A 12,371-nucleotide genomic window follows, 5' to 3' on the forward strand; every position below is an offset into this window, starting at 1 on the left:
AACAGCGGCGCCTGACGACCTGGGCCCTCGGGCGCCGTACTACCGATGCTAGTTACGGGGCGCCGGGACGAGACTCGCAAGCGATGCCATCGTTGTTGCCATCGAGCTTCGCCACATCGCCGTAATAGGGGAAGTACTTCTCGTACCAGTTCTGAGCTTCCCGCCAAGTCTTGAAGTCTGAACAGTTCTTCGTATCACTAGGGTTCACTGGCTTGGCAGGCGTGGGCTTCGGAGTCGGCTTAGGGGTGGGCTTCGGCGTCGGTTTCGGGGCGGGCGCTGGAGCCGGCGCTGGTTTCGGCGCCGGCGTCATGACCACTGGAGCTGGCTGGGTAACTGCGGCTGGCTGACCGGCGCAGTTGTTCAGCACACTGGCCATGGCGTCGCGTTCTGCCTGGGTGACCCACAGGCCGTGGATGGCCTTGGTCGAGATCTGCCGGGAAACGTAGGTGCAGCGGTAGGAGTTGTTCGGCGGCAGCCAGGTGGCGGCGTCGCCGTCGCCCTTTTGACCATTGGTCGGACCGTCGGTGGCCTGAAGGTTCAGCGGATCATTGGCGAACATCAGCCGCTGATCGGCGCTGAGCTGTTGGGCGCCCTTCTGCCAGGCATCGGATAGCGCAACGACGTGATCGATCTGCACTGCGGTGCTGGTGGTGGTTCCCCGCACAAAGTTGACCAGTGTTCCGGTGTAGGGATCGTTGAGAACGCCGGTAGCGACCTGACAGTTGCCGGAGGTGTAGGTGATGTTGGTGAGCTGGCGCTTCAACATGTCGATGCGGGTGTCGCAGCCGTTGTTGTCGGTGTCGAACCAGGTGGGCCCAAAGTTGTCCCGGTCGTAGCCGGTCTTGGGAGCGCGGCCCTTGACCGGGATGGTCTGCAGCACCTGGACCGCCGTCGAGCCGTAGGCGGCCGGACGGTTCAGTGGAAGTTCGGTCTTGGTCCGATACATGAAGGCCGCCATGGCGTCACGTTTGACCGGCTGCAGGGGCAGGAAGCGGCCATCCGACCAGCCGGTGGAGATTCCAGTGTTTGCGAGCCAGCTGATCTCCTTGTAGAACATGTTTGCCGTGGGAACATCGCGGAACGCGCTGGACTTGGACGCAGTGAATGAGGGCTTGACGGAGAACCGGTAGAGGAACGCTGCCATGGCGTCCCTTTTGACCGAGTTGAGCGGCTTAAAGGTCCGGTCCGGGTACCCGGTGGTGATGCCCTGCGACGCGAGCCAGTGGATTTCCTTGTAGAACTGGGTTCCCACCGGCACATCGGTGAACCATGATTGCGATGGCGCTGTGTAGGAGGGCGAGCCAGCGAGTCGGTAGAGGAAAGCCGCCATGGCGTCCCTCGCGACCGACTGCAGCGGGCGGAACGTGCCGTCTGACCACCCCTTCGAGATACCCTGATCGGCAAGCCAGGTGATCTCCTGATGGAACTGACTGGTCGAAGGAACGTCTTTGAAAGTAGTGGCCGCACTGACCTGGGAAGGCGCCACCAGGGTGCCGGCACCGATCACCAGCACCGCGAACATCATGAGGGCAGCTCTGATTGTTTTCACTTGTTCTCCGTGGACTGATAACGCGAATGGATTGGGCACAACGCGATACACAGGTAGAAGAACTTAAACGCCTGGACCCCCAGCGCATGACGTCCCCCGCTCATGCTCGTGACTGAAGCTTACGGGCGCTCCGGTCCAGCTGGGCGGTGACTTGGCACAGCATTGCGTCAGGATTGCCGAAAGAATCGCCGTCCGTGGGGAACCATAGGTGATGCTGAACCTGGAACATCCACAAGTACGGGGAAAGCAGTGCCATGGGGGCGATGGATCGTGAGTGGTTCTATCAGGAGAACGACACCAAGCCTGTCAGTCGTCCGGCGTCCGGACAGGGAGTTGGATCCGGTGGACAGCGGTCCTCTTCGGGCCGGGTGCCCCTGTGGGCGCTTGAAGAATCCCTGAACGGACAGCTCCTCGAGTATGCGCCGAATCGCACGACGCGCGGTCGAAAACCGAAGCGCATCCGCAGGCAAAGACGTCGACGGTCCGGCCGCGGATTGAGAATGGGCACGGTGGGAGTCATTGCCCTCGTGGTGGGCCTGTACCTGACGCCGACCATCTTCGACCGGTACATCCTCGCTGCGGCGCTTCCCTACCTCCCGGGTTCGCCAGTTCCCCCTCCCGGCGTGGATGCATCGGATGTCCCACTCGGCCTGCCACCGGCGAGCGACGGTGCCACCTCCTTCGTCCTCCTGGAATCCCCCGACGATTCACAGGACTTTGTTGCGTACGACCCCTGCCGACCCGTGGACTATGTGGTTCGGCCTGACTTCGCGCCAGCTGGGACAGACGGACTAATTGAGGAAGCCGTCGCCGAGATATCGGCTGCTACCGGACTGACCTTCGTCCATCGGGGAATCACTACTGAGGCGCCCAGCGAAGACCGGGACACCTACCAACCAGATCGCTACGGCAAACGATGGGCTCCGATCCTCGTCACCTGGACCAGCCCGGCGGAAATTCCCGAACTGGAGGGGGATACCGCAGGTCTTGGCGGTAGCCCCTACGCACATACCCCTGGTAAACCGTTTGTCTACGTTGCCGGTCAGGTGCAACTCGACGCACCCGACCTGAACGAAATCATCCAGTATCCGGGTGGCCGCGATTACGTTCGGGCCATAATTGTGCACGAGCTAGCTCACGTCGTCGGCCTCGATCATGTCGATGACCCCAGCCAACTCATGCATGCGGGAAACAACGGCCTCACCACCCTTGGCGCCGGCGACAGAGCGGGCCTTGCGCTGCTCGGCGCCGGGCCCTGCGTTCCACAGTTGTGAACGCCGCGGATCAGGTCGTCCAGGAATAGCTATATCGGCCACGGATCGAGTTGGTGATTGCATAGCGGGAACCTGCGACAACAGGTCGAAACCCGGAGCGTACAATATTATGTACGTAAGGAGAGCGCTTTGAAAACGATGACCTACTCAGAATCACGTGCCAACTACGCCGCAACTCTCGATGCAGTGCTCGACGACCGCGAGGAAGTGGTGATCACCCGCGCGGGCAAGGACCCGGTAGTCATCGTTTCCCTTGAGGACTATCAGTCGCTGAAGGAAACTGCATACTTGCTCCGCAGCCCAGAGAATGCTCGCCGTCTCCTTGGTGCCATCGAAAACCTGGAACGGGGAGATGGGGTCGCCCGCGAGCTTGCCGAATGACCTTGCTCTGGGATGAGAGAGCGTGGGAGGACTATGTCTGGTGGCAAACCGAAGACCGCAGAATCCTGAAGCGGATCAGCATTCTCATCAAAGACATTCAGCGAAATGGGAACGAGGGTATGGGTAAGCCCGAGCCCCTCAAGTACGGATTTCAAGGGTATTGGTCCCGTCGAATCAATGACGAGCACCGCCTGGTCTACAAGGTGGTCGCGGACGACGTCCGCATCGCGCAGTGCCGCTACTACTACAGCAGATAGCCCTCAGCGCCGCCTGCCACGGGAAACAGCAGTGGCCGGGAGATTCGGAGATAAACCCGAGCCGCCCGGCCACCGTTGGAAAGAACTCGCTAGGTCAGCCGAGGATTGCGTTGGCGATGAACAGCAGCGGGATCGAGCCGAGCCACACCGCCGTCGTGATGCCTGACCAGCCCTTGAGTGCAGCGATACCCTCAAGACCGGAGAATCGGGTGACAACCCAGAAGTAGGAGTCGTTGAAGTAGCTGAACACCATCGAACCGGCGGTGCAAGCCATGGCCGCAACGATTGGATCGATGCCCAGGGTGGTGACCAGTGGTGCTGTCACGGAGGCTGCGGTAATCATTGCGACAGTGCCTGAACCCTGCGCAATGCGAACCAGAGTGGCCACCAGGAACGGAACCAGGAATGCTGGCAACGGTGTACCGGCGATAGCCTCGGCGAGGGCGTCTCCCACACCCGAGCTACGCAGCACCTGGCCGAGTGCTCCACCGGCACCGGTGATGAGCAGAATCAGACCGGCCGACGCAGCGGCTTCAGCGAACCAGCCCTGCACCTTGTTGCGCGGAGTCCAGCGAGGCAGCAGCACGTAGACGGCCAGGATGACACCGATGACCAGAGCGACGACCGGGTTACCAATGAACGCCAGCGGAGCAGCCCACGACGACGGCGTGTATTCGCCGGTTCCTACAACACCCTGGTTCTCCTGGTCAATAGCACCGCTGACGGTGTTCATGATGATGAGCAGCAGCGGCACCAGCAGCGGCAGCGACGCTACAAAGGCACCAACCTTGTGGGGCTTGGCACCCGCAGGAGGCGTGCCGAGCACTCTGTTGTCGACGTCGAGGTCCGACGCGTCAGTGTCACCAGCGCCGCCGTCGTGATCGGCAACAGCCGTACCGCCGCTCCGACGTCCGGTCTGGGCGTGCACCGTGCCGTACACGGCCTCGCGGACTTCCTCGCTCATGGAGGGTTCGATCTTCGGCCCGATCCACTTCGCGTAGACAATGACGATCGGCAGCAGCAGCACGGTAAAGGCCAGACCCGCGAGGATCAATGCGCCCAGGTCAGCGCCGAGGATGCCAGCGACGGCGAGCGGGCCCGGCGTCGGTGGGACCAGGTGGTGGGTCAGCGTCATGCCGCAACCGAGGGCCAGGGCGAGGGTGATGTACCCGGCGCGCTTGACCCGTGCGATGGACCGGGCGAGCGGGTTCATGATGACGTAGCCGGAGTCGCAGAACACCGGGATGGACACGAGTGCGCCCACGCTACCCAGCGCCCAGGGCTCGCGGCCCTTGCCGAAGAGCTTCAGGAAGGCCAGCGCCAACGAGTTGGCGGCTCCCGAGACTTCGAGGATCTTGCCGATCGCGACACCCAAGCCGATCACGATGCCGATCGACGCGAGGGTGTTGCCGAAGCCCGTCGTAATCGACGAGACAATGTCCAGCGGCGCCTGCCCGGCCACCAGACCGGTCACCAGCGCGGCAATCAAAAGTGCTACAAACGCATCGAGCCGGGTCCTCAGCACCAAAACAATAATGGTGGCGATACCCAGGACGAGCGCCAAAAGAAGTTGTATATCCACGTACTGCTCCTTGGTCACTGAGCAGGCCTCGTTGCCATCTCAGGGGTTCACACCGGCCTGGTCGGTACTTTTGACGGGCACTGTGCTGCCTGTCACACTAGCAGAAGACATAAGACATCTGACAAGTGCCTGTGACGAAGACCCAGTAACGAAAGTGCGGACCAGTGATACTCGAAGAAGAGTTGCTCAGCGGCTACCCAGCTGTCCAGGCCATTAAGCCGGAGGTGATCGCCGCCGCCGTCCAGGCCTCCGGAAGAATCCTGATCGTCCTCGACGACGATCCCACCGGCACCCAATCCGTCTCCGACCTGCCGGTCCTCACCTCCTGGGAGCCGCGCGATTTCGCGTGGGCCTTCTCCCAGCGCCTCGGCGGCGCACCGGCACCGGCGGTCTACGTCCTCACCAACACCCGCAGCCTCGACCCGGAAACCACGGCGTCGCGCAACCGGGAGATCGTCACCAACTCCCTCAACGCCGCCACTGAGGCAGGGGTCACCATCGGGTTCGTCAGCCGCAGCGACTCCACGCTCCGCGGTCACTTCCCGCTGGAGACCGACGTCATCGGCGCCACCCTGCTATCTTTGGCTGGCACCGAGACCGACGGCGTCGTCATGGTTCCGGCCTTTCCCGACGCCGGCCGCGTCACCATCGGCAGCGTCCACTACCTGCGCGGGAACGACGGCACCCTCACCCCCGTGGCCGACACCGAGTTCGCCAAGGACGCCACCTTCGGGTTCGTGTCCTCGGACCTCGGCGAATACGTGGCGGAGAAGACCGGCGGGTCTGCGGAGGCCGTGATCCGGCTGGACCTCTCGATCATCCGCGGTGGCGCGCAGGGCATTGCCGACGCACTCGATCAAGCGGCCGACGCCGTTCCGATCGTGGTTGACGCCGTCACCGAGGACGACCTCCGCGCCCTGGCCCTGGGCCTTGAGGAAGCGGAGAGCCGGGGCAAAAACCTCCTTTACCGGGTGGGTCCGCCGTTTGTCCGGGCCAGGATCGGCCAGAGGGAGCGCCTACCCCTGACGGCTGAGGAAGTCTTCACCGGCCTGGACGCTCCCGAGTCCGGCGGGCTGATTGTGGTGGGCTCCCACGTGGGACTGACCACGCAGCAACTCGATGCCCTGGTGGCACGGCGACCCGAAGCGAAGCTCGTGGAGCTCGACGTCGAAGCCGTCCTTGACCCGGAACGCAGGGACGCCGGCGTGGCCGAGGCGGTGCGCGCCGTCGTTGACGGTCTCCCCACCGGCGAGGTCATCCTGCACACCAGCCGCACCCTGATCCGCTCCGACGATCCGGAGCAGAGCCTTGACATTGCGCGGACCATCTCGCAGGCAGTGGTCGACGTCGTCCGGTCCACCATTGCTGCCGCACCTGTCCGCTTTGTGATCGCGAAGGGCGGGATCACCTCCTCCGACGTCGCCGCCCACGGGCTGTCCATCCGCCACGCGCTGGTGCACGGGCCAATGCTGCCCGGCATCGTCTCCCTCTGGCAGCCCGCCGACGGGCCGGCACGCTCCATCCCGTTCGTGGTCTTCGCCGGCAACGTGGGCACCGACGACTCCCTTGCAGACGTGGTCGACATCCTCCGCTCCCCCGTCACCTCCCCTGGAACGACAGGATCCACCCATGACTCCTAAAACTGTTGCGGTTCTGGGTCTCGGCGCCATGGGCCTGCCGATGGCGACCCGCCTGGCCGGCGCCTTCACCGTTACTGGCTACGACCCGATGCCAGCATCGCGGGAAAAGGCCGAGAAGACCGGGCTCAGCTGCGCCTCGACCGCCGCTGACGCCGTCAGCGGTGCCGGACTGGTGCTGCTTGCGGTCCGCGATGCCGCCCAGGTGGAGGATGTCCTCTTCGGTGAGGACGGCATTGCACCCGCGCTGACGCCGGGCGCCGTCGTCGTCATGACCAGCACCGTGGGGATGGACGCCGTCGCCTCCTGGACCGAGCGGCTCAGCGCGCTGGGCGTGAAGCTGGTCGACGCACCCCTGTCCGGCGGCCCGGTGCGAGCCGGGGACGGCGACCTGCTGATCGTGGTCGGCGCCGAACCCTCCGCCCTGGAGACGGCGCGACCCGTGCTGGAACGTCTTGCTTCGACGTTGACCGTGGTGGGGAACAAAGCCGGTGACGGTCAGGCCATGAAGACGGTGAACCAGCTGCTGTGTGGCGTGCATATTGCCGCAGCGGCGGAGGCGCTGGCCCTCGCGGATGCGCTCGGACTCGACCAGGGGCTGGCCCTGGCTGCGCTGGAAACCGGGGCGGCGTCGTCGTTCATGCTCTCCAACCGCGGGCCACGGATGATCGAGGGGTACGACGCCGACGCCGACGTGCTGAGCCGGCTGGACATCTTCGTCAAAGACCTCGGCATTGTGGGCAAGGCCGCGCGGAGCGCCGGACTCGCTGCCCCCGTAGCCGCAGCGGCCGAACAACTGTTCCTTCTCGGACAGACCCAGGGTCTGAGCACCGCCGACGATTCGGCAGTGATCAAGGTGGTCGCACCGCAGCGGCGCACTGTTGGTATCCACTCCGCAGGAATGGACACTGTTTTAGAGAACACCGGAGGAGGGGACACCGATGACACGGAAACCACTCGCTGAATCGGTGTTCGATGACCTCCTGGAACGGATCATCGACGGCACCTACCCGCCCGGCGCAACATTGCCCCCGGAAAACGACCTAGCCGCATCCCTCGATGTAAGCCGGTTGACGGTGCGCGAGGCGCTCAAGCAACTGCAGGCGCAACACATCGTGCAGATCAAACGTGGTCTTGGCACCTATGTGAACCCCGCGGCCCAGTGGACCGATCTGCAGGCCATCGTCAGGTACGCGTCGACCACCGCCGACTCCCCCGACATCTCGCTGCGCCTCCTGGAGATCCGGCGAATGGTGGAGACGGGTGCCGCCGAGTTGGCCGCCCTGCACGCCACCGATGAGGACATCGCGCAGATGGAGGAAGCCAACCTTGCGCTGCAGGCGGCCCATGAGGCGAAGGATCTCGACGCCGTCACCGCCACGGACATCGCGTTCCACGAGGCGATCTTCCGCGCCTCGGCTAACCCCTTTGTGCCAGTGATCCTTGGACCGCTCAGCCACCTGCTGTATGCGATGCGGCGCGAAACGTCGTCGTTCCACGAGGTGCAGCAGCACGCCATCGCGCATCACTCGCTGGTGCTGGAGGCGATCCGCACCCGCAACCCCGAGGTCGCACGCAAAGCGATGCAGGCCCACATCAACCAGACGTACGACGACTACGAGCACTTCATTCACCCAGAAAAACAACAGCAGGAGATCCAGTGACCTTTCCGATTGAACGCACAGCAGTCCTCACCGGTGCAGCCTCGGCCCGCGGCATCGGCCGCGCTACAGCCGACCGACTGGCCCGCGACGGCTGGTCCATCGCCATCCTCGACATCGACGGGGTGGCCGCGAAAGAAGCTGCCGACGATATTGCCCAGCGCCACGGCGTGCAGACGGTCGGCGTCGCCGCGGACGTGTCCGACGAGGACTCGGTCGACGCTGCGATCGCCACTGTCGAGAGCTCGGTGCCGCCGATCGTCGCCGTCGTGAACCTGGCCGGGATCAGCTCCCCCACCGAGTTCATGCAGGAAACCAAGGCCGCCTGGGACCGGGTGTTCGCCGTGAACATGACCGGCACCTTCCTGGTCACGCAGCGCGCCCTACACGGGATGATCGAACGGAAACTTGGCCGCGTGGTCAGCATCTCCTCCATCTCGGCGCAGCGCGGCGGCGGCACCTACTCGAAGGTGGCCTACAGTGCGTCGAAGGCCGGCATCATCGGCTTCACCCGTGCGCTGGCCCGCGAAATGGGCGAGCACAACATCACCGTCAACGCCGTGTCTCCCGGCCCGGTGGACACCGACATCATGGGCGGCACCCTCACGGAGGAACGCAAGCAGGACATGTCCAAGGACATCCTGATGGGACGCGTCGGCACCGTCGATGACATCGCCGCCCTGATCTGCTTCCTGGTGGGCCCCGACGCCGGGTACATCACCGCCGCCACCTACGACATCAATGGTGGGCTGCAGATCTCCTAGCAGTTGATGAGGGGCGGACCCCTTTACGGGTCCGCGCCTTCCTCCATGAAGCACCCGCTAGTCCAGCAACCGCCGCCGGTTCCGTAGCTCCTTGATCCAACTCCCGGTCTCGGTGTCAGGGAAGGGCGACGCGCCGCCAGCTAGGTCATCGGTCAGGGTCCGGGTCGCTGTGAGCGCAACTGCAAGCACACGATCTGCGGCCCGTTCCGGCAATCCTTGCTGAACCATCCACCCCAGCAGGTGTTTCCGGGAAATCCCTGTCCGTTTTCCCCCGACCGGCAACGCAAGGGACTTGTCACCGTAAACCACTGTTGAGGGGAGGTCGTACATCGGAGCAATAGAAACTCTCCCGTCTGCGCCTTCCACCACTGAGAGGTTCTTCGCGTGGAGATCCCCGTTTCCCGTCAACCAGGCAAACACCAGTTGGAGTGCCATGTTGCGGAGTGCAGGAAGCGGGGCATCGCACAGCGTCGTCAACCGGGTGCAGACCGTTTCATACGGGACGTCGTATTTGTCCGCCGGGTAGAGCCCTAGCACTTGGGTGCCATCCTCGACTGCCAGCCGGCGAAGCTCTCTCGCCTCTCCGGCGAGGCGGTCAAATCGTTCCACCAGGAGACCGGGACGACCTCCGGCGTCGTGCAAAAGCCGCACAGAACTCACTGGAAGCTTCAGTCGCCGGGCGTACGAGTACATCAGGAACTCGTTCTCCACTGCGTGCGCAAATTCAGGCGGATCGAGTTTGAGGATGAACCGTCGGCCGGACGATTCAACAGGGACGGTAATCATTCCCGCCGAGACCTTGTCCTGGACGCCCGCGAGGGCGCTCGGATCGATGCCAATACTCCCAAGTACTTCGTCAAAATCAAGGGGGGCCCGTGGATCGATCAGGACCGCGGCGGGGGTGTCAGCGGGGACCGACCCCGGCCTCACAATCTGCACATCACCTACTGGATCGCCGCCGACTGCGAGCAGCAGGGACAACTCATCGTCGGCTGAGGTCTTCACAGCCCGACGAAGGGATGTGAGGCGCCGACCCTCCGGGAGCAGCCCGGTAAAGAAGTGCGGAACAGACCCGCTGGCGGCGAATACCGGGTCGAATGCCAAGGGGAGCGTCGTCGCTACGGCGGGCCCGCGTGTCGCAAGGTACTCCGGGAGGTAGCTGAAGCGGGTGCCACCCTCATGGCGTTCCAGCCGTGCTGCGAGCACCCCCTGTTTGTAGACGTCCGCCCGCTGCCGATTCTGCTGGCCGGCGTCGGATGACCCCGTGGGTGTCATCATGGGTCGCGTACCGGTTCCTGCTGACCAGCGCCGCCGTGACGTGATGTCACCTCCAGGGTGAGGCCCAGGGTTCGCAGGACGGCCAAAACGGAATCAAGGCGGAGAGTCGCCTTTCCATGTTCTACGGATCGGATGAACCGTTCGGATACTCCGGAGAGATCGGCAAGGTCCGCCTGGGTAAGACGCTCGGCGACACGGCGTGTACGCACCCGTTGCGCCAGCCTTACCTCGAATCCCGAGTCCATGTCCATCCTTTCCGGCACGATCTTGCCGTTATGACATAAGTATGGCCCGCAGTGTCGGTGCAATCAAGGTCTGATTGTTCGGTTCGGCACGATCGCGCCGATTCTCATTTTATCGAGGGACGAACGACTCATTTCCGCGCCCGCTAGGCCAAATCGGCACGATCGCACCTCTCCCGGGTGATGGTGACAATATTCGTCCATTGACCCACCTCGCGAGACCCCCTAGAATTTTATCCAATCAGCAGAAGTGTTATTCCACCATGTGAGATTCAATGATGGAATAAGCCATCGCTGGTCCGTACAACGAAGGGGTTCTACGACATGTCACTGCACACCAGCTCGACCTCAGCCGTTCTGGACGGCTGCCGCGGCACCTCGGTCTCCGAAGCAGATCGTCTCGACGCCAGCACCGACCGGTCCGGCTACGTTGCAGAGTCGGTGCCGGATGGGGTGGTTTTCGCGCGAACAACCGACGACGTCGTCACCACCCTGAAGCTTGCCGCCGCCCACCTCACGCCGATCGTGACCCGCGGGGCAGGTACCGGACTGGCCGCCGGTGCCTCTGCGCGGTCGGGAGAGATCGTCCTCGACGTGTCCCGGATGAACAAGATCCTGCGGATCGACCCGGTGGAGCAGCTCGCCGTCGTCGAGCCGGGCGTGCTGAACGCCGAGCTGAACGCGGCCGCCGGCGAGTACGGCCTGTTCTACGCGCCCGATCCCGCGAGCACTGCGATCTGCTCCATCGGCGGCAACGTGGCCACCAACGCGGGCGGGATGCGGTGTGCCAAGTACGGGGTCACCCGGGACGCGGTGCTGTCACTGAACGTGGTGCTCGCCGATGGGCGCCAACTCCGGACCGGCCGCGAAACCATGAAGGGCGTCTCCGGGTACGATCTCAATGCTCTGATCGTCGGCTCCGAGGGGACGCTCGGCGTCGTTACCGAAGCCACCCTGCGGCTCCGCCCGCTGCCGGTGGCGACGGCGACCGTCGCGGCATTCTTCCCCGACTTCGCCACCGCAGCGGCGGCGGCATCCGCCGTCATTGCGTCACGGATCCAGCCTTCCATGCTGGAGCTGATCGACGGGCAAACACTCGAAGCGATCGACATGGCGATGGGCACCACCTACCGCTCCCAGGGCGGAGCCTTCCTGCTGGGCCAGACCGACGGGTACGGCGCCCACCTCGAACAGGATGTGCTGATCGAGGCGATCAGGCCGTTCGCCACGTCAATCGAGAAAGCCACCGACGACGAACACGCCGCTCAGCTGATCACCGCTCGCCGCGAAGCCATTCCCTGCCTGGAGAAGCTAGGCCGGGTGTCCATCGGTGACATCGGCGTGCCGCGGGGCAGGCTCGCCGAGGTGGCCGTGGGGCTTGACGAGATCACCCGGCGTACCGGAGTGCGCATCTACTCGGTAGTCCACGCCTCGGACGGGAACCTGCACCCGATGCTGGTCCTGAACCCTGAGGATTCGGTCACCGAAGGTCCGGCCAAGGTGGCGCTAGGGGAGATGTTCTACCTGGCGAAGAGCCTCGGAGGCACCCTGACCGGCGAGCACGGCATCGGGCTCCTGAAGCGCGATTGGCTGCTGCCCGAACTCGGCGAGGTATCCCTCGACGTCATGCGGTCCATCAAGGACGCCCTCGACCCCCATGGCATCCTTAACCCGGGCAAGGCCATCTAGCCCTCCCCGGGGGTGCCCGGCCTTGGGTGCCCCACGGGGTGCCCGGCCGGCGCCAGG

At 64.1% G+C, this 12,371-nt stretch carries 12 protein-coding genes; 8 read left to right on the plus strand and 4 right to left on the minus strand.

From position 1 onward, the window contains the following. Window positions 1–52: 52 nt before the first annotated feature. Window positions 53–1,549 (minus strand): S-layer homology domain-containing protein, encoded by a 1,497-nt coding sequence (locus ACX80O_RS01635; protein ID WP_459332285.1) that lies wholly within the window; start codon window positions 1,547–1,549, stop codon window positions 53–55. A gap of 263 nt (window positions 1,550–1,812) precedes the next feature. Between ACX80O_RS01635 and ACX80O_RS01640 the strand changes: the two genes are divergently transcribed. From ACX80O_RS01640 to ACX80O_RS01650, 3 genes are all read left to right on the plus strand, one after another. Continuing rightward, window positions 1,813–2,823, plus strand: a complete 1,011-nt coding sequence (locus tag ACX80O_RS01640) for a zinc metalloprotease (RefSeq protein ID WP_459332286.1) — start codon at window positions 1,813–1,815, stop codon at window positions 2,821–2,823. A gap of 138 nt (window positions 2,824–2,961) precedes the next feature. Further along, the gene (locus ACX80O_RS01645; RefSeq protein WP_459332436.1) at window positions 2,962–3,204 is read left to right on the plus strand and encodes a type II toxin-antitoxin system Phd/YefM family antitoxin; all 243 of its coding nucleotides are present in this window, start codon (window positions 2,962–2,964) and stop codon (window positions 3,202–3,204) included. After that, on the plus strand, window positions 3,201–3,461 hold the full coding sequence (locus ACX80O_RS01650) for a Txe/YoeB family addiction module toxin (RefSeq protein WP_459332287.1): 261 nt from the start codon (window positions 3,201–3,203) through the stop codon (window positions 3,459–3,461). The genes ACX80O_RS01645 and ACX80O_RS01650 overlap by 4 nt, the downstream gene beginning before the upstream one ends. A 94-nt stretch (window positions 3,462–3,555) precedes the next feature. Here the strand turns inward: ACX80O_RS01650 and ACX80O_RS01655 are convergent, their stop codons facing one another. Beyond that, window positions 3,556–5,043 (minus strand): GntP family permease, encoded by a 1,488-nt coding sequence (locus ACX80O_RS01655; protein ID WP_459332288.1) that lies wholly within the window; start codon window positions 5,041–5,043, stop codon window positions 3,556–3,558. Between the two features lie 164 nt (window positions 5,044–5,207). Between ACX80O_RS01655 and ACX80O_RS01660 the strand changes: the two genes are divergently transcribed. Genes ACX80O_RS01660 through ACX80O_RS01675 form a run of 4 tightly spaced genes read left to right on the plus strand, consistent with a single transcriptional unit; the run spans window position 5,208 to window position 9,105 of the window. After that, complete coding sequence (locus ACX80O_RS01660) at window positions 5,208–6,683, plus strand: four-carbon acid sugar kinase family protein (protein WP_459332289.1); 1,476 nt, start codon at window positions 5,208–5,210, stop codon at window positions 6,681–6,683. Then, window positions 6,673–7,644, plus strand: a complete 972-nt coding sequence (locus ACX80O_RS01665; protein ID WP_459332290.1) for an NAD(P)-dependent oxidoreductase — start codon at window positions 6,673–6,675, stop codon at window positions 7,642–7,644. The genes ACX80O_RS01660 and ACX80O_RS01665 overlap by 11 nt, the downstream gene beginning before the upstream one ends. Then, a complete protein-coding gene (locus ACX80O_RS01670) occupies window positions 7,622–8,344 on the plus strand; it encodes a FadR/GntR family transcriptional regulator (RefSeq protein WP_459332291.1) in 723 nt (240 codons plus the stop codon). The genes ACX80O_RS01665 and ACX80O_RS01670 overlap by 23 nt, the downstream gene beginning before the upstream one ends. Continuing rightward, the gene (locus tag ACX80O_RS01675) at window positions 8,341–9,105 is read left to right on the plus strand and encodes an SDR family NAD(P)-dependent oxidoreductase (protein WP_459332292.1); all 765 of its coding nucleotides are present in this window, start codon (window positions 8,341–8,343) and stop codon (window positions 9,103–9,105) included. Before ACX80O_RS01670 ends, ACX80O_RS01675 begins: the two co-directional genes overlap by 4 nt. Window positions 9,106–9,162: 57 nt before the next feature. Here ACX80O_RS01675 and ACX80O_RS01680 read toward each other — a convergent pair whose 3' ends face one another. Both ACX80O_RS01680 and ACX80O_RS01685 read right to left on the minus strand, forming a co-directional pair. Further along, the gene (locus tag ACX80O_RS01680) at window positions 9,163–10,383 is read right to left on the minus strand and encodes a type II toxin-antitoxin system HipA family toxin (protein ID WP_459332293.1); all 1,221 of its coding nucleotides are present in this window, start codon (window positions 10,381–10,383) and stop codon (window positions 9,163–9,165) included. After that, window positions 10,380–10,628 carry a helix-turn-helix transcriptional regulator gene (locus tag ACX80O_RS01685; RefSeq protein WP_459305158.1) on the minus strand — a complete coding sequence of 83 codons (249 nt, stop codon included), beginning with the start codon at window positions 10,626–10,628 and terminating at the stop codon, window positions 10,380–10,382. The genes ACX80O_RS01680 and ACX80O_RS01685 overlap by 4 nt, the downstream gene beginning before the upstream one ends. Window positions 10,629–10,949: 321 nt before the next feature. Between ACX80O_RS01685 and ACX80O_RS01690 the strand changes: the two genes are divergently transcribed. Beyond that, the gene (locus ACX80O_RS01690; protein WP_459332294.1) at window positions 10,950–12,314 is read left to right on the plus strand and encodes an FAD-binding oxidoreductase; all 1,365 of its coding nucleotides are present in this window, start codon (window positions 10,950–10,952) and stop codon (window positions 12,312–12,314) included. Window positions 12,315–12,371: the final 57 nt, after the last annotated feature.

Source organism: Arthrobacter glycogeni (assembly GCF_054511155.1).